This is a genomic window from Flexivirga alba (genome assembly GCF_042661025.1).
GTDB classification, from domain to species: Bacteria; Actinomycetota; Actinomycetes; order Actinomycetales; family Dermatophilaceae; genus Flexivirga; species Flexivirga alba.
In genome coordinates this window covers 2,994,535-3,011,464 of the sequence record NZ_JBHSWH010000001.1, presented here as the reverse complement: position 1 = coordinate 3,011,464, position 16,930 = coordinate 2,994,535, and the positions used below count along the sequence as shown (strand labels likewise).

The window sequence follows — 16,930 nt, the reverse complement described above, 5'->3', positions numbered from 1 at the left end:
GTCTAACGCAGGCGGCGGGCGATGTCGCCGATCGGCGTCAGCGGGCCGGTGTAGAACGGGATCTCGACCCGGGTGTGCAGCCGCGCTTCGGCGGCGCGCAGGTCACGCATCAGGTCGACGATGCGGTGCAGTTCGCCCGCCTCGAAGGCCAGGATCCACTCGTAGTCGCCGAGGGCGAAGGCCGGCACGGTGTTGGCGCGCACGTCGGGGTAGCCGCGAGCCAACATGCCGTGGTCCTTGAGCATGGTGCGCCGCTCGGCGTCCGGCAGGAGATACCACTCGTAGGAACGGACGAACGGGTAGACGCACACATACTTCTTCGGATCCGGGTCCACCAGGAAGTCCGGCACGTGCGACTTGTTGAACTCTGCAGGCCGGTGCACCGCGACGCTGGACCACACCGGGTCGAAGCTGCGCCCCAGCTCGGTGAGCTGGAAGCGGTGGTAGGCGTCCTGCAACGGCTCGATGTCCGCGCTGTGCCACCAGATCATCAGGTCGGCGTCGGCACGAAGACCGCCCACGTCATACGTTCCACGGACGACGACGTCCTGCGACTCGAGCTCCTTCAAGAAACGCTCGGCCTCGGCGATGGAACCCTCACGGTCCTCCGGCAAGGCGCGGGTCGCCTTGAACGCCGAGTACATCGTGTAGCGGATGGTGTCGTTGATCTCGTTGATCGCCTTGGCACCGGGTCGCAGTCGCTGTTCCCCACGAAGTTCTCCCCCGCTTCGCTCCTCCGATACTTCGCGGGGGCCCCGCCCGTCGTCCGTCTGTTCCTCGGTCATGGGGCCATTGTCTCGCGGGCACTCAGTGACCGGCGAGGTGGGTGAGCACCGCCCCGGCCGCCTTCCGGCCGGTTCCGATGCACGCCGGTATGCCGACTCCCTCGTATGCCGCGCCGGCCACTTCGAGACCCGGCAGAGCAGCCAGGTCAGCGCGCACACTCGCGATGCGGTCCAGGTGTCCGACGGCATACTGCGGAAGGGCTCCGCCCCAGCGCTGGACATGTGCGGCGACCGGACGGGGCAGGCCATCACCGAGAGCCGCGCGCAGGTCCGCCATACCGGCCGCCGCGAGCTCGGCGTCGCTCTTCTGCAGGTCGGCTTCCTCCCCGTGACGCCCGATCGATACCCGCGCGAACGTCACCTCCGGCGCCACTTCGGCCAACCATGGCCACTTACTGGAGCTGAAGGTGGATGCCTTGATTCGGCGACCGTCGACCGGAGGCACCAGAAACCCGGAACTGCCTGCAAACGCTGCAGATTCGGTGCTGCGGAACGCATACGTGACAATCGCCATCGACGCGTAGTCGATGTCGGCGAGCGCTGTCGCCGCGTCCGGCACAACTTCCGTGAGCAGACGCGCGGTCGCTCTCGCCGGTGTCGCGATGATGATTGCGTCGGCGTCAATGACCTCTGGTGAGCGAGTCTCCCCGAGTGTCACCCGCCAGCTCCGCCCGGCCCGCTCGATATCCCGCGCCGTCGCCCCGGTGCGTACCGTGACGCCGCGATCGAGCAGCACCCGGACCAGGAGTTTGGGCAGTGACCCGACACCACCCCGAACGCCGGCGAACACCGGCTGAGCTGCGCCGTCGACCGCCCCGGACTTGGCTGCCGCAGAACGCGCGGCATCAGTCAGCAGTCGCTGGTGCTGCGCCGCCGCGAGCAGCGCCGGCGCTGTTGCCGCAGCCGACAATTTGCGCGCGTGCCCGGCATACACGCCGCCCAGCAGTGGTTCGACGAGACGGTCGACGACGGCCGGCCCGAGCGCGGACTCGACCAGCTCGCCGATCGACAGGTCGCCCGACACGTCCACCAGTCGCTCGTCACGTGCCCGGTCGAGCTCGGCATGGGTCAGCAGCGATGCCATCGACGAGGCATCGGCAGGCACCCCGAGCAGAGTCCCCTTCGGCATCGGCCGCAGCGCATCCCGGGTCCAGATCGAAGCGGAGATCGACGCCGGGTGCACCGGGTCGACGTCCAGATCAGCTAGCAACTCGAGCGCCTCCGGCCGACGAGCCAGCATCGACTCGGCGCCGACATCGACCTGGTGGCCGGCGATCGTGGCGAGACGGAGCTTGCCACCGATCTGCGGAGATCCTTCGAGCAGGACGATCTCGTGCGGCGAAGCGGACGCTTCGAACGCCGCGGTCAGACCACTTATCCCTGCGCCGAGGATGACGATACGAGCCATGGCTCCACCTTCTCACCAGCGCGAGCCGGCGAACCACCAGCGTCCTGAAGGCGGTGGAAGCGCCTCAGTCCAAACAGAATTCGTTGCCCTCGGGGTCCGCCATGACGATGAAGCCGAGCGACATCGGTGGTGCGGGTTCGAAGCGCTGCACCCGCTGCGCACCCAGCGCCAGCAGCCGATCGCACTCGGCTTCCAGGGCAGCCATCCGCTCATCGCCCTCCAGCCCCGGCGCGGCCCGCACGTCCAGGTGCACCCGGTTCTTCGCGCTCTTGGCTTCGGGCACCCGCTGGAAGAAGATGCGAGGTCGCACCTCGTCGGGGTCGACGAGCGCCGACGCGGAGTTGCGCTGGTCCTCCGGCACGCCTGCCGTTTCGAGGAACTCGTCCCAGGCGGCCAGCGGGTCGGCGCCGTCAGCAAGGTCGACCCCGGGTGGCCCAGGATGGACATAGCCGAGCGCATCTCGCCAGAACGTCGACAAGGCGAGCGGGTCGAGTGCGTCGAACGTCACTTGGAAGTCACTGGTCATGGCCCCAACCTGCCACTTCCACCGGACACATGCTGTCCGCAAATCCATTTCGCCGAGAGGCTCACCAAAGCCTCGAGAGGCTCAGATAATCGGCCTTTTGAACCCTACGTTGCTGAGCCTTTCGAGGTGTTTCTGAGCCTGTCGGCGAGGAGGAGCTGGTGATCGATCACTTCGGCGGGATGAGTGACGCGAGCTGGTCGAAGGTCAGCCAATATTGAGAGTGCCCTCAGGCTGGCGGCACAATGCACCACGCGAACAGTGCTTTGGACAATTCTTTACGCCGAATTGGCTCGCGCGCTTCGAGTGGCCGGCGCCCCGACATCGCCCCACGCGGCCGCGATCGCGTCTGCGGCACGGTGCAAGGTCAGGTCGTCCAGTGCGTATGGCGTCCTGATCCACCGCTCCAAGCCACGACCGTCGACGGCGAAGAGCGACCCGGGCGCGAGCAGCACACCGCGCCGTTCGGCAGCAGTCACCAACGCGGTCGAGCTCTCGGTGGGCAGGTGCCACCACAGGCTCAGGCCGCCTGTCGGCACCTCGACCCGCCATCCCGGACACCGCTCGGCCAGCCCGAGCATCACCTGCCGCGATGCCTTGATGCGCTCCCGCGACTCGTCGCTGAGCGCGCCCTGACTCTGCAGGAGCTGCCCAACCACGAGTTGCTCCAGCACCGGCGCCCCGAGGTCCATCGTCAGGCGTGCTCTCGCGATCGCACCGACGAGCGCGTGCGGCGCACGGATCCAACCGATGCGCAGCCCGCCCCAGAAGGTCTTGGACGCGCTGCCCACCGTCACGCAACCAGGCGCGTGCGCCGCCATCGGCCGGGCATCGATCGGGTGGTCGAGCCAGGTGTCGGACATCGTCTCGTCGACCACCCCGGTGACCCCGGTCGACCGCCACTTCCGAGCGACGTGCGCACGCTCGTCGTCGGACCACACCTGCCCCGTCGGATTGTGAAAGTCGGGCATTGCCAACATCATTCGCGCATTCGACCGGCGTATGACGCCCGCGACGTCATCGACACTGTCGGAAACGAGCGGCGCACCGACGACACGGGCTCCGGCATGTTCGAGAGCACGCACGGAGTTGGGATAGCTCGGGCTTTCGACAACCACCGGGTCCGCGCGATTCAGACCGGCCCGGAAGACCGCGGCCAGTCCGGCGAGAGCACCGGTGGTCACGATGATCTGATCAGGGTCGGTCGCCACACCGCGATCAGTGAACCGCTGGGCGAGGGCCTCCCGCAGCTCCGGCACTCCGAGCGGGAAGTAACCCGCGGCGGCGATGAACGATGGCATCCGCTCCACCGCCGCCTCGTAGGCGCGGTTCAGCCCGGGAGTCGCCGCGGGCGCCGCGCAGGTCAGGTCGATCACATCGTCCCTGGTCGGTTGCAACGAGGAAAGCTCCAGCGGCTCGCCACCCCCGGCAACCGGGCCGCCCGGGACTTGCACGACGGTGCCAGATCCGCGCAGGGCCGACGCGTAGCCGCGGTCGCGCAGCACGCCATACGCGCGAGTGACGGTGGTGCGACTGACGCCCAGCTGGGTGAGCAGCTCGCGTTCGCTCGGCAACCGGGTCCCGTGCAACAGACGCCCGTCGGCGACCAGCTGGCGAATGCCGTCGGCCAGCCAGCCGTACGCCGGCACCCCGACCGAGCGAGGTCCGAGCAGCTCCGAGAGGCGACGGGCGGAGACGCGAGTTTCCATTTCCCAATCCTGGCGGTAGTGGCCTCTTCGGACAAGGCCAACTACCCAACCGAGGAGCCAAAACGCGCCACTCGTCCCGAAGTGGCTATTTTTCGAAAGGCCATCGGCGCGTCATGCTGGGCAGGTGAAGCCGACTCTCGCCTCCCTCACCCCTCGCGAGCAACTGCGTGCCGGGAAGCTGCCGACCAGACTGGTCCGCCTGTTCGTCGGCCTGAGCCTCTACGGGTTGGCGATGGCGCTCTTCGTGCGCGCAGGGCTCGGCCTCGACCCGTGGGACGTCTTCCACTACGGCGTCGCGAAACACCTCGGACTCGACCTCGGGACGACCGTCATCCTGGTCAGCATTCCGGTCCTGCTGTTGTGGATCCCGCTGCGTCAGTGGCCAGGTTTCGGCACGATCTCCAACGCCATCTGGATCGGGATCGCGACCAACATCGCACTCGCCGTCATACCCACCCCGCATTCACTGACGGTGCGCATCGTGATGTTGCCAACTGCGTTGGTGATTAACGCAATCGGCGGCGCGCTCTATATCGGCAGCCAGCTGGGTCCCGGTCCGCGGGACGGTTTGATGACCGGCCTGCACCTGCGCACCGGCCTCAGCCTCCGCCTCGTGCGGACGTCACTCGAGATCACTGTGCTCGCCGTCGGCTGGCTGCTCGGCGGAGTCGTCGGCATCGGCACCGTGCTCTACGCCGTGTCGATCGGCCCGCTGGTGCAGTTCTTCCTGCGCTTCCTGGTCGTCCCGCTGGACGAGCCGGTCAGGACGACGCCGAGTGAACCAGCTCCGCAACCCGAGTCAGCGCATCAGGATCCGTGTTCGGCAACACTCCGTGCCCGAGGTTGAAGATGTGTCCGCGGGCGGCCTTCCCGGCTGTCAGGATCTCCCGAACCTTGGCCTCCAGCGGTTCCCACGGCGCGAAGAGCAACGCCGGGTCGAGGTTGCCCTGCACGCTGTATGACGGGCCGAGCCGCCGCGCCGCTTCGTCCAGCGGCACCCGGTAGTCGACGCCGACGACATCCGCGCCCGCCTCGCCCATCGCGGCCAGCAGCTCACCGGTGCCGACGCCGAAATGGATACGCGGCACGTCGAGGTCGGCAACCGCGGCAAGCGCTGCAGTCGAGTGCGGCAACACCAACCGTCGATAGTCGGCGAGGGACAGCGCACCGACCCACGAGTCGAAGAGTTGTATGGCGCTCGCCCCCGCCTCCGCCTGCACCCGCAGGAACGTGCCGGAAATGCGAGCAAGCTTGGCGCACAAGGCATTCCACACGTCGGGAGCGCCATACATGAGCGCCTTGGTGTGCTCGTGGTTCTTGGACGGGCCACCCTCGACGAGGTAGCTGGCGAGCGTGAACGGTGCCCCCGCGAAACCGATCAGGGGTGCCGCCGAGCTCGGCGGTCAGCAGTCGCACCGACTGCGCGATGTCCTCGATCTGCGTGGCGTCCAACTCCGGCAGTGCGTCGACGTCCGCAGCGGTGCGCACCGGATGCGCGACGACCGGTCCGACACCGGGGTGTATGTCGACGTCGATGCCGGCGGCCGCGAGCGGCACCACGATGTCACTGAAGAAGATCGCCGCGTCGACACCGTGCCGGCGCACCGGCTGCATGGTGATCTCGCAGACCAGCTCGGGCGTGCGGCACGCCCGCAACATCGGCACGTCGGCACGCACCTGTTTGTATTCGGGCAGCGATCGGCCGGCCTGGCGCATGAACCACACCGGCGTGTGGCTCGTCGGCAGGCCGCGCGCGGCTCGCACCAGGGCGCTGTCACGGGGGTCGGAGGCTTGGCTGGTCACGCGACAGATCCTCGCACCCCGGCTAGCTGACGACGAGGACGACCCCGAGCAGCGCGACCAGAACACCGACGCCCTGGATCAACCGCATCCGCTCGTGCAGCACGAACCGTGCAAGCAGCAGAGTGGCGATCGGATACAACGAGGCGAGCACGCTGATCAGGCTGACTTCGCCACCACCCCTGGATGCGAGACCGAAGAGTGCGTTGGCGCTCAAGTCTCCGCAGCCGACGAGAAACAACAGAGGCAGATCCCGCCGGCGCGACTTCCCCACGGACGCCGCGCCCGGCCAGCAGCGCCAGACCAGCGCGAGCTCGACCACGCTGACAACCCGCATCACCCACAACGCCGGTATGACGCCGCCCTCCGACGCGGCGTGGACGAAGTAAAGAGAGGCGCCGAAACCCACGGCCGCACACACGGCGAGCAGCACCGGGAGCCTGGAGACGCCGCCGGTGAACTCGGGGCCGGCCGCGAGCACCGCACCGGCGGTCGCCAGAGCCAGACCGATGCCGACCACGAGGCCCAACGTGTCGCCGGTCAACAACCCGATGGTCACCGGCACGATCGCGCCCAGCGACGCGATCGGCGACACCACACCCATCGTCCCGGCGGACAGCCCGGCATACAGGCAGCACAGCGCGAGTGCATTGGCCGCACCGGCCGCAGCGCCTAAGAGCCAGACCGCCCCCGCCGGCCAACCGGAGACGGCGAGTTGCACCGCGAAAGCCACAGACATGACCACCAAAGCACCGAACTGGGAGATCGCGACGACCCGGATCGCGGCGATCCGCTTGCTGAAGATGCCTCCGCCGAAGTCGGCCGTCCCCCATACGACACTGGAGAGGATCGCGAGCAAGGCACTCATAGCGGCTTGCTCATGGACTTCATGGCCGCCCATTCTGCGCCGAAACCGGCGCCGGCGGCGACCCGCCGTCCCAACATCCAGCAATCGAAGGCTTGTACGACTTAGGCTCGCAGTTGTGGGAAACCAAGACTTCGGCGGCACAGCGGCACTGGACTTCCAGGCGGCGGTACGCGATCTGCAGAGTGTGCGGTTGCGACCGGAGATCAGCCTGACCGAAGTGCCTGCTCCGGGGCGCATCGCGCCCTACTCGCTGGCAATGACCGCCGACGTACGCAGCTCGGTCGACACCGACGACACGGAGCTGGCGACCGGTCGTCTCGTCGTGCTGCATGACCCGGATTTCCCTGAGCCCTGGGAAGGTTCGTGGCGCCTGGTCAGCTACGCCCGCGCCGAGTTGGAGGCCGAGACCGGCGCCGACCCGCTGCTGGGCCAAGTCGGCTGGAGCTGGCTGATGGACTCATTGCGCGACGCCGGCGCTGACTTCCGCGCCGAAGCCGGCACCGTCACCCGGGTCCTGTCCGAGGGCTTCGGCTCGCTCGCCGAGGACGGCGGCAACGTCGAGATCGAGATCCGGGCGTCCTGGACTCCCACCGGCGTCGACCTCGGCACCCACCTCGCAGCCTGGACCAACCTGTTGTCGACCGTCGCCGGCCTGCCACCGCTGCCCGAGGGCGTGGTCGCCCTGCCCGGTCAGCGGCGATGAGCGAGAACGAGAACACTTCCGACAGCACGGAGGAGCCACCGGCATACCCGGTGCTGGCGGCGCCGGCCGACGGCGTACCCGATGTCATCGTTGACGAGCGTGGTCTGCAACGTGCGGCGGACGCAATTGCTGCGGCCGATGGACCGGTCGCGCTCGACGCCGAGCGAGCCGCCGGTTTCCGCTACGGCAACCGTGCCTATCTCGTGCAGCTGCGGCGCGAGGGCGCCGGCACCTTCCTGATCGACCCGATCGCACTGCCTGACCTGACCCCGATCCAGGACGCGATCGGTGACGCCGAGTGGGTCCTGCACGCCGCAACCCAGGATCTGCCGTGCCTCGCCGAGGTCGGCATGCATCCGCATTTGCTGTTCGACACCGAGCTGGGCTCGCGCCTGGCCGGCCTGCCTCGGGTCGGCCTGGCTGCGGTCATCGAGCACTATCTCGGCATTTCACTCGCAAAGGAACACTCTGCGGCCGACTGGTCCACCCGACCGCTGCCGGATCCGTGGCTGACCTACGCGGCGCTCGATGTCGAGGTGCTGATTGAGGTCCGCAACCGCTTACGCGACGACCTGTCGAAACAGGACAAGCTTGACTGGGCGCAGCAGGACTTCGCGGCACTCACCTCTTTCACCGGGCCACCGCAGCGGACCGAACCATGGCGACGCACCTCCGGCATGCACCGGATCAAGGACAAGCGGGCCATCGCCCGAGTGCGCGAGTTGTGGCTGACCCGGGACGCGATCGCGCAGGAGCGCGACACTGCGCCCGGCCGGATCCTGCCCGACGCGATGATCGTCGAGCTGGCCAATGTCGGGCCACGCACGACCGAGGCGCTGCAACAAGCCGGGTCCGCCCTGCAGGGAACCTCGCGGAGCCGGGCCCGGCTCGCCGGCCGCGGCACCAGCCGGTATGCGAGCCGCTGGCTAGAAGCCATCGAGCGCGTAGCCGCCATGAAGGAAGCCGACCTGCCCCCGGCCACCGTGCGCAACGATGCCCCGCCGCCGCAGCGCACCTGGGCCGACCGCAACCCACAGGCCGCCATCCGGCTCTCGTTCGTCCGCGCGGCCCTCACCGAATTCGCCGAACGCCGCAACGTGCCGATCGAGAATCTCATCACCCCCGACACCTTGCGTCGCGTCCTGTGGACTCCCCCGAAACCGTATGACGACAACGCGATTCGCGAAAGGCTGGCCGAGCTCGGGGCACGTCCTTGGCAGATCGACCTCGTTGCGCCATACATCCTGGAAGCGCCGGACGAGCCCCCTGCTACTGACGAGTAACAACCGGGTTAGAGTCGACTTCGTCAACTCGTCCCACTCTCGGGAGGCATCGTGCCCCGCACGCTCTCTGAGGTTGTCTTCGTCGACGGCGTTCGCACGCCGTTCGGCAAGGCCGGGGAAAAGGGCATGTATGCCCAGACCCGCGCCGACGACCTGGTCATCAAATGCATTCGTGAACTTCTCCACCGCCAGCCCGACCTCGACCCGGCAAAGGTCGAAGAGGTCGCCCTCGCGGCAACCACCCAGATCGGCGACCAGGGGCTGACCCTGGGTCGGGTGGCCGGCCTGCTTGCCGGCCTGCCCAAGACCACCCCGGGCTACTCGATCGACCGTATGTGCGCGGGCGCCATGACGGCGGTGACCAATACTGCGTCGAGCATCGCCTTCGGTTCGTATGACATCGGCATCGCCGGTGGCGTCGAGCACATGGGTCGCCATCCCATGGGTGAAGGCGTCGACCCCAACCCGCGGATCATCTCCGAGAAGCTGGTCGATCCGTCCGCACTGGTCATGGGTGAGACCGCCGAGAACCTGCACGACCGTTTCCCGGAGATCACCAAGGAACGCTGCGACGCGTTCGCTGTGGGCAGCCAGAACAAGCTGGCCAAGGCGTATGCCGAGAACAAGATCCAGCCCGACCTGGTGCCCGTCGCGACCCGTCACGCCGAGAAGGGTTGGGGCCTCGCCACGGTCGACGAGCCGCCGCGCCCCGGCACCACCGTCGAGGACCTGGCGAAGCTGAAGACGCCGTTCCGCCCGCACGGCAACGTCACCGCTGGCAATGCCGCCGGTCTCAACGACGGCGCGACCGCGTGTCTGCTCGCCTCCGAGCGGGCGGCCACCGAGCTCGGTCTGCCGATCGGCATGCGGCTGGTCAACTACGCCTTCGTCGGCGTGGAGCCCGAGGTGATGGGCATCGGCCCGGTCCCCGCGACCGAGAAGGCACTGGACCACGCCGGCCTGGACATCAGCGACATCGGCCTCTTCGAGCTCAACGAGGCGTTCGCGGTGCAAGTGCTTTCTTTCCTGGATCACTTCGGCATCGCCGACGACGACGCGCGCGTCAACCTGTATGGCGGCGCGATCGCCACCGGTCATCCGCTGGCTTCGTCGGGCGTGCGCCTGATGACGCAGCTGTCCCGCCAGTTCGCCGAGCACCCGGAGGTCCGTTACGGCCTCACCGCGATGTGCATCGGCATCGGCATGGGCGGCGCGGTCATCTGGGAGAACCCGCACCACAAGGACTACGTCAGCAGCGTCGACAGGACCAACTCAGAAGGAGCCGCGTGATGACCGACGCACAGACATTGCCGCAGCGCGACGAGGTCGTGACCCACGCGCGTGTCCAGGACGTCGAACTTCCCGGTGGCGCAGGCACTTTCGCGCTCATCACCCTGGACAACGGCTTCGACCACACCAAGCCCAACTCGTTCGGACCGGCCGGCCTGACCGAGCTGAGCGACGTGCTCGACACGCTCGCCGAGCGTGCGACGAAGGGTGAGATCGTCGGCGCCGGCATCACCGGCAAGCCGTTCATCTTCGCCGTCGGCGCGGACATCACCGGCATCCCGTCGATCACCAATCGCGACCAGGCACTGCAGATCGCGCGCACCGGTCACGACGCCTTCAGCAAGATCACTGCACTGCCGGTGCCGACCTTCGCGTTCATCAACGGTGCGTCGATGGGTGGCGGCGTCGAGGTCGCCCTGTATGCCGACTACCGCACCATCTCCTCCGACGTGCCCGCCTATGCGACGCCGGAGTGCTTCCTCGGCCTCGTGCCGGGCTGGGGCGGCACCTACTTGGTGCCGCAGCTGATCGGCACCGAGAAGGCGGCGACGCTGATCATCAGCAACCCGCTGTCGCAGAACCGCATGATCAAGGGCAAGAACGCCTTTGAGCTCGGTCTGGCCGACCGCCTGCTGGAACCGGTCACCTTCCTGGAGGACTCGCTGGCCTTCGCCGCGCGGGTCATCAAGGGCGAGGAGAAGGTCGAACGCATCCCGGTCGACACCTCGGAAGAAGCCTGGAACGCCCCGCTCGACAAGGCGCGGGCCGAGGCCGACGCCAAGACCGGGAAGGCCGCCCCTGCGCCATACAGGGCGATCGAACTGATGCGTTCGGCACGCACGGCGACGCGTGAGGAGGCGTTCGAGGCCGAGAACCAGGCCCTGGCCGACCTGATCATGACCGACGAACTGCGCGCCGGGCTCTACGCGTTCAACCTGGTCCAGAATCGTGCCAAGCGTCCGGCGGGTGCGCCGGACAAGTCGCTGGCCCGCAAGGTCACCAAGGTCGGCATCGTCGGTGCCGGCCTGATGGCCAGCCAGATGGCGCTGCTGTTCGCCCGCAAGCTGAAGGTGCCGGTCCTGCTCACCGACCTCGATCAGGAGCGCGTCGACAAGGGTGTCGCCTACACCCACGCCGAGATCGACAAGCTGCTGGCGAAGGGACGGCTGAGTTCCGACGGCGCGAACCGGCTGAAGGCACTGGTCTCCGGGTCGACCAGCAAGGACGGCTTCGCCGACGCCGACTTCGTGATCGAGGCGGTCTTCGAGGAGATGTCGGTCAAGAAGAAGGTCTTCGCCGAGGTGGAGGCCGTGGTGACGCCGGAGTGTGTGCTGGCGACGAACACCTCGTCGTTGGACATCACCGACATGGCGTCCGAGCTGTCGCACCCGGAGCGGGTCGTCGGATTCCACTTCTTCAACCCGGTCGCCGTCATGCCGTTGCTGGAGATCATCCGCGGCGAAAAGACCGACGACGCGACGCTGGCGACGGCGTTCGCGACCTCGCGGGGGCTGGGCAAGAGCAGCATCCTGGTCAAGAACTCGCCGTCGTTCGTGGTCAACCGGCTGCTCGGCCGGTTCATGGGCGACGCGGGTCGGGTCGTCGACGAAGGCACTCCGATCGAGGTCGTTGAGCAGGCGTTTGCCGGACTGACCCCGATGCCGCCCTTCATGCTGATCAGCCTGGTCGGGCCGGCGATCGCGCTGCACAACAGCGAGACGCTGACGAAGGCATTCCCGGACCGGTTCTACGTCTCCCCCAACCTGGCCAAGATCGTCGAGGCGAAGATCCCGAGCTTCTACGGCAGCGACGGTGCCATCGATCCCAAGGTGCTCGAGCTCTTCGAGGCGCCCAGCTCCCCCGTGGAGCTGTCCGCCGCGCAGGTGCGTGAGCGCGCCCTGGAGTCGCTGGCCGACGAGGTCCGCCGGATGCTGGACGAGGGCGTCGTGCAGGCGCCCGAGGACATCGACCTGGCGATGATCACCGGCGCCGGCTTCCCGTTCTGGAACGGCGGCGTCACCCCGCTGCTGGACCGCACCGGGATCAGCGAGAAGGTCACCGGCAAGCGATTCCTCGCTCCGGGCGTCGCCTCGGTGGCAGCCCCAAGCTGATCGAGTAGCGACGAGGATCCGGGAGCTTGCGACCGGATCCTCGTCGCGTATCGAGATCCTCGACATACCATGGCGTAACAATTTTGGGACCGAAACGGGCCTTGTGACGCGGATCGCGTGTCGCAGGGCCCGTTTCCATCTCATATGTGAGCTACACTCGCCGCATGACCGATGACTACCTCTCCCGCGTCGGCACGCTCATCCGCGACGCGCGTCGGCACAAGAAGCTCACTCAGAACGAGCTGGCCGAGGCGCTGCAAACATCGCAGAGTGCGGTCGCCCGTATCGAGCAAGGCAAGCAGAACCTCAGTCTGGAAACGCTGGCCCGCATCAGCGAGGCCCTCGACACCGAGGTCGTGGCCGTTGCTTCCTCGACTCCCCTCAACCTGCGGATCAAGGGCGGTCGCAAACTGTCCGGTGAGATCGACGTCCGCACCTCCAAGAACGCCGCTGTCGCGTGCTTGTGCGCGACCCTGCTCAACAAGGGCAAGACCACCCTGCGCAACCTCGCCCGCATCGAGGAGGTCAACCGCATCACCGAGGTGCTGACTTCAATCGGTGTCAAGACCCGTTGGCTGCCCGACAGCAGCGACCTCGAGATCATTCCGCCCGCGCGGTTCGATCTCGGCGCGATGGACGAGACTGCGGCGCGCCGCACCCGGACCATCCTGATGTTCCTCGGCCCGCTGCTGCATCAGTTCGACGAGTTCCAGCTGCCCAACGCCGGCGGTTGCGACCTCGGCTCGCGCACTGTCGAGCCGCACCTCTACGCACTGCGGGCATTCGGCCTCGACGTCGTCGCCACGCACGGTTACTACCACGCGAAGGTCGACCCGTCGGTCCACCCGACCAAGCCGATCATCCTCACCGAGCGCGGCGACACCGTCACCGAAAACGCTTTGTTCGCAGCGGCTTTGCATGAGGGTGAGACCGTCATCCACAACGCCAGCCCCAACTACATGGTCCAGGACCTGTGCTTCATGCTGGAGAAGTTCGGCGTGCGGATCGAGGGTGTCGGCACCACCACGCTGCGGGTGCACGGCGTCAAGGAGATCAACCAGGACGTCGAGTACCACCCGTCGGAGGACCCGATCGAGGCAATGACCCTCGTCGCGGCCGCGGTCGTGACCGAGTCCGAGATCACCATCCGGCGCGTCCCGATCGAGTTCATGGAGATCGAGCTGACACTGCTCGAGGGCATGGGCATGAAGTACGAGATCGAGGGTGAGGAATACACCTCGGCCAACGGCAAGACCCGGCTGGTCGACATCACCACCAAGCCCGGTCCGCTGACGGCACCCAAGGACAAGATCCACCCGATGCCGTTCCCCGGGCTCAATATCGACAACCTGCCGTTCTTCGCGGTCATCGCTGCTTATGCGCAGGGCACCACGACCCTGCACGACTGGGTCTACGAGAACCGCGCGATCTACCTGACCGAGCTCAACTCGCTGGGCGCGAAGGTGCACCTGATGGACCCGCACCGGGTGATGATCGAGGGCAACACCAGGTGGCGTGCTGCCGAGGTCATGTCACCGCCGGCGCTGCGGCCAGCTGTCGTCATACTGCTGGCGATGCTTGCGGCTCCGGGCGTTTCGGTGCTGCGCAACATCTACGTGATCGACCGCGGTTACGAGGAGCTCGACACCCGGCTCAACAAGCTCGGTGCCGATATCCAAACGTTCCGCGACATCTGAGCCTGATCGCTCGCTTCCGCGCGTCGGGCCAGGCTTGCTGCGCTGCGCCTGCCCCGGCTGTCAGCTTCGCGCGCCTGATTGCTCGCTTCCGCGTGTCGGCTTCGCGCGCCTGATCGCTCGCTGCCGCGCGTCGGGCCAGGCTTGCTGCGCTGCGCCTGCCCCGGCTGCCAGCTTCGCGGATCGAGAGCTGCACAACGCACAGACGCGTTGGTATGACGGGCGAGTTGCCCGTCATACCAACGCGTCTCGCGTTTTCTGGATCCTGTCTGCCTAGACTCCAGGGGTGACGCGCACCGCATTCTTCGACCATCCCGGCGTCATCGCGATGGCGCACCGTGGTTTCACCGAAGGCAGCGGCTCCCCCGAGAACTCGCTGCCGGCGTTCGCTGCGGCGGTCAATCTCGGCTTCCGGTATGTCGAGACCGATGTGCATGCGACCTCCGACGGGACTCTTGTCGCCTTTCATGACCACCGGCTCGACCGGGTCACCGATGGTTCGGGTGTCGTCGCCGAGCTGCCGTGGAGCGCGGTGCGCGCGGCGAAGATCGCCGGAACGGCCGACATCCCGACACTGGACTCGGTGTTGGAATCGTGGCCGCAACTGCGCGTGAACATCGACTGCAAGGCGGCCGGTGCCGTGGAACCGCTGGTCGAGGTCATCGAGCGACACAGAGCCCATGACCGGGTGTGCGTGGCGTCGTTCTCGGATGCGCGACGGCGGGCAGTGCTCCAGCGCCTCTCACGACCGGTGGCGACCTCCGGTGGGAAATCGGTGATCAGTCGCTTCGTGGTAAGCGGCGCCATCCCAACCTGGGCACGGATTCCGTTGGGTCAGAACGCTCTTCGCGACGTCGACTGCCTGCAAGTGCCCCGGGCAGCGGGGCGCATCCGTGTTGTCACAGAGGCCTCGCTGCGCCGGGCACACGATGCAGACGTGCAGGTGCACGTGTGGACGATCGACGACTCAGCGCAGATGCATCAATTGCTGGATCTCGGCGTCGACGGCATCATGACCGACCGAGCCGACCTACTGCGCGATGTGCTGATCGCGCGCGGTCAGTGGGTCGGCTGACCCTTCCGAACGTGTCCAGCGACCGTCGCCGGTTAGTTACGCGCTCGGGTGGATTCCCCGTACACAGCCAGCGACCGTTGCCGGTTATGTACGCGCCTCAGCGGCGCCCGGTGCTGAACGACGCCGCGGAGTGACCGCCGCCATTGCTCGGACGGCCCGAGCCGCCACCGCTCGGCCCACGACGGCGGGACGAACCACCGTTGCCGCCACCGTTTGCCTTGCCGTTCGCCGAACCGCCTCCGCCGCCCTGGCGCCTGCCGTTAGCTGACCCGCCACCGTTGCCGTTGCGGGCGCCGCGGTTGCGACCACCCTGCTGGCCGCCGCGTTGTCCGTTGCGCGAAGAACTGCCGGGCTTCCCCTGCTGCTGAGCCGGAGCCGGCGCGGCAAGGTAGCCACCGTCGACGAGTACCCTCTCGCCGGGTGCGAGTTCGCGAAGCACCGGGTTGTCGATGCCGGCGACCCTGGTGGTCGTTGGCTTGATGCCGGCCGCCTTCGTCAGACTCCGGACGTCGTTGCGCTGGTCGTCGGTCATCAAGGTGATGACCGTGCCCTCGGCACCCGCACGTGCGGTGCGGCCGGAGCGGTGCAAGTAGGCCTTGTGCTCGGCCGGCGGGTCGGCGTGCACGACCAGGGCAACATCATCGACGTGTATGCCGCGCGCCGCGACGTCGGTGGCGACCAGAGTGTTCGCGGCTCCGGAGTGGAACGCGGCCAGGTTGCGGGTTCGGGCGTTCTGCCCAAGGTTCCCGTGCAGGTCGACAGCGGGCACGCCGCGCTTGTTGAGCTGGCGGGCGAGCGCCTTGGCGCCATACTTCGTGCGGGTGAAGACGACCGTCCGACCGGGCGCGGACGCGAGGTCGGCCAGCACCGGCACACGCAGCTCGCGGTCGGAGATGTGCAGCACGTGGTGGCTCATCTGCGAGACCGGCGACTGCGCCGAGTCCGCCTCGTGTGTCACCGGCTTGCGCAGGAACTCACGGACCAGGACGTCGATCGCCTTGTCGAGCGTGGCGGAGAAGAGCAGCCGCTGACCGGAGGTCGGGGTCTGCTTCAGCAGTCGGCGCACACCGGGCAGGAAGCCGAGGTCGGCCATGTGGTCGGCCTCGTCCAGCACGGTGATCTCAACGGCCGCGAGGGAGCAGTGGCCCTGGCTGATCAGGTCTTCGAGCCGGCCGGGGCAGGCAATGAGAATGTCTACGCCGGAACGCAATCCGCGCACCTGGGGGTTCTGGCCGACGCCACCGATCACGGTCAGCGTGTTGAGCTGCGCGGCGTCGGCAAGCGGCTTGATCGCTTCCTGGATCTGCGCTACCAGCTCCCGGGTGGGAGCAAGGATGAGCGCGCGGGGCCGGCCCGGAATGCGCTTGGCGTTGCTCTGCTGCAGTCGGGCAACAAGCGGCAATGCGAACGCATAGGTCTTGCCGCTGCCGGTGCGGCCACGGCCAAGGACGTCGCGTCCGGCCAGCGAGTCGGGCAAGGTTGCCGCTTGGATCGGGGTGGGTGTCGAAATGTCCTGTGCAGCAAGGATCTCGACGAGGCGTGCGGGCACGCCAAGGGCATCAAACGATGAAGTCACGAAAGCTACGTTCTCTTCGGGTGCCTCGCCTGACCAGCCGGTTCCTGATTTCAGGGGCTGCACATGGAGCGGTGCTCAACATGCGGATCAACTCGTGGCGAGAAC

Annotated in this window: 13 protein-coding genes and 1 pseudogene; 7 read left to right on the top strand and 7 right to left on the bottom strand. The window is 67.5% G+C overall.

Annotated elements, in window-relative coordinates:
• Positions 1-2 precede the first annotated feature (2 nt).
• From hemQ to yczR, 4 genes are all read right to left on the bottom strand, one after another.
• Complete coding sequence (gene hemQ / locus ACFQDH_RS14725; RefSeq protein ID WP_382403134.1) at positions 3-785, bottom strand: hydrogen peroxide-dependent heme synthase; 783 nt, start codon at positions 783-785, stop codon at positions 3-5.
• 22 nt (positions 786-807) lie between these two features.
• A complete protein-coding gene (gene hemG / locus ACFQDH_RS14720; RefSeq protein WP_382403133.1) occupies positions 808-2,193 on the bottom strand; it encodes a protoporphyrinogen oxidase in 1,386 nt (461 codons plus the stop codon).
• Between the two features lie 64 nt (positions 2,194-2,257).
• The gene (locus tag ACFQDH_RS14715; RefSeq protein WP_382403132.1) at positions 2,258-2,719 is read right to left on the bottom strand and encodes a VOC family protein; all 462 of its coding nucleotides are present in this window, start codon (positions 2,717-2,719) and stop codon (positions 2,258-2,260) included.
• 275 nt (positions 2,720-2,994) lie between these two features.
• Positions 2,995-4,425, bottom strand: coding sequence for a MocR-like transcription factor YczR (yczR, locus tag ACFQDH_RS14710; protein WP_382403131.1), 1,431 nt, complete (start codon positions 4,423-4,425; stop codon positions 2,995-2,997).
• A 124-nt stretch (positions 4,426-4,549) separates the two neighbouring features.
• Here yczR and yczE point away from each other — a divergent pair, with 124 nt between their 5' ends.
• Positions 4,550-5,272 (top strand): membrane protein YczE, encoded by a 723-nt coding sequence (yczE, locus tag ACFQDH_RS14705; RefSeq protein ID WP_382403130.1) that lies wholly within the window; start codon positions 4,550-4,552, stop codon positions 5,270-5,272.
• Here yczE and hemE read toward each other — a convergent pair.
• Both hemE and ACFQDH_RS14695 read right to left on the bottom strand, forming a co-directional pair.
• A pseudogene (gene hemE / locus ACFQDH_RS14700) lies at positions 5,187-6,237 on the bottom strand (uroporphyrinogen decarboxylase). The gene yczE and the pseudogene hemE sit on opposite strands and share 86 nt — an antisense overlap.
• Before the next feature lie 13 nt (positions 6,238-6,250).
• Positions 6,251-7,093 carry an EamA family transporter gene (locus ACFQDH_RS14695; protein ID WP_382403129.1) on the bottom strand — a complete coding sequence of 281 codons (843 nt, stop codon included), beginning with the start codon at positions 7,091-7,093 and terminating at the stop codon, positions 6,251-6,253.
• 115 nt (positions 7,094-7,208) lie between these two features.
• Here ACFQDH_RS14695 and ACFQDH_RS14690 point away from each other — a divergent pair, with 115 nt between their 5' ends.
• The 6 genes from ACFQDH_RS14690 to ACFQDH_RS14665 all read left to right on the top strand — a co-directional run bounded on the left by ACFQDH_RS14690 (position 7,209) and on the right by ACFQDH_RS14665 (position 15,249).
• On the top strand, positions 7,209-7,796 hold the full coding sequence (locus ACFQDH_RS14690; RefSeq protein ID WP_382403128.1) for a DUF3000 domain-containing protein: 588 nt from the start codon (positions 7,209-7,211) through the stop codon (positions 7,794-7,796).
• Positions 7,793-9,079 carry an HRDC domain-containing protein gene (locus ACFQDH_RS14685; RefSeq protein ID WP_382403127.1) on the top strand — a complete coding sequence of 429 codons (1,287 nt, stop codon included), beginning with the start codon at positions 7,793-7,795 and terminating at the stop codon, positions 9,077-9,079. Before ACFQDH_RS14690 ends, ACFQDH_RS14685 begins: the two co-directional genes overlap by 4 nt.
• Positions 9,080-9,130: 51 nt before the next feature.
• Positions 9,131-10,369: a thiolase family protein gene (locus tag ACFQDH_RS14680; protein ID WP_382403126.1), complete on the top strand. Its 1,239-nt coding sequence runs from the start codon at positions 9,131-9,133 to the stop codon at positions 10,367-10,369.
• A complete protein-coding gene (locus ACFQDH_RS14675) occupies positions 10,369-12,480 on the top strand; it encodes a 3-hydroxyacyl-CoA dehydrogenase NAD-binding domain-containing protein (RefSeq protein WP_382403125.1) in 2,112 nt (703 codons plus the stop codon). Before ACFQDH_RS14680 ends, ACFQDH_RS14675 begins: the two co-directional genes overlap by 1 nt.
• A gap of 164 nt (positions 12,481-12,644) precedes the next feature.
• Complete coding sequence (locus ACFQDH_RS14670) at positions 12,645-14,177, top strand: helix-turn-helix domain-containing protein (RefSeq protein ID WP_382403124.1); 1,533 nt, start codon at positions 12,645-12,647, stop codon at positions 14,175-14,177.
• Between the two features lie 283 nt (positions 14,178-14,460).
• Positions 14,461-15,249: a glycerophosphodiester phosphodiesterase gene (locus ACFQDH_RS14665; RefSeq protein ID WP_382403123.1), complete on the top strand. Its 789-nt coding sequence runs from the start codon at positions 14,461-14,463 to the stop codon at positions 15,247-15,249.
• Positions 15,250-15,346: 97 nt separating this feature from the next.
• On the opposite strand, the gene ACFQDH_RS14660 is transcribed toward ACFQDH_RS14665, so the two are convergent.
• On the bottom strand, positions 15,347-16,825 hold the full coding sequence (locus ACFQDH_RS14660; protein ID WP_382403122.1) for a DEAD/DEAH box helicase: 1,479 nt from the start codon (positions 16,823-16,825) through the stop codon (positions 15,347-15,349).
• Positions 16,826-16,930: the final 105 nt, after the last annotated feature.

Excerpts from the sequence above, each read along its gene's own strand:
- ACFQDH_RS14670 (WP_382403124.1), top strand. The coding sequence starts at position 12,645 with ATGACCGATGACTACCTCTCCCGCGTCGGCACGCTCATCCGCGACGCG.
- hemQ (WP_382403134.1), bottom strand. The coding sequence starts at position 785 with ATGACCGAGGAACAGACGGACGACGGGCGGGGCCCCCGCGAAGTATCG.
- hemG (WP_382403133.1), bottom strand. The coding sequence starts at position 2,193 with ATGGCTCGTATCGTCATCCTCGGCGCAGGGATAAGTGGTCTGACCGCG.
- ACFQDH_RS14715 (WP_382403132.1), bottom strand. The coding sequence starts at position 2,719 with ATGACCAGTGACTTCCAAGTGACGTTCGACGCACTCGACCCGCTCGCC.
- yczR (WP_382403131.1), bottom strand. The coding sequence starts at position 4,425 with ATGGAAACTCGCGTCTCCGCCCGTCGCCTCTCGGAGCTGCTCGGACCT.
- ACFQDH_RS14675 (WP_382403125.1), top strand. The coding sequence starts at position 10,369 with ATGACCGACGCACAGACATTGCCGCAGCGCGACGAGGTCGTGACCCAC.
- ACFQDH_RS14685 (WP_382403127.1), top strand. The coding sequence starts at position 7,793 with ATGAGCGAGAACGAGAACACTTCCGACAGCACGGAGGAGCCACCGGCA.
- ACFQDH_RS14695 (WP_382403129.1), bottom strand. The coding sequence starts at position 7,093 with ATGAGTGCCTTGCTCGCGATCCTCTCCAGTGTCGTATGGGGGACGGCC.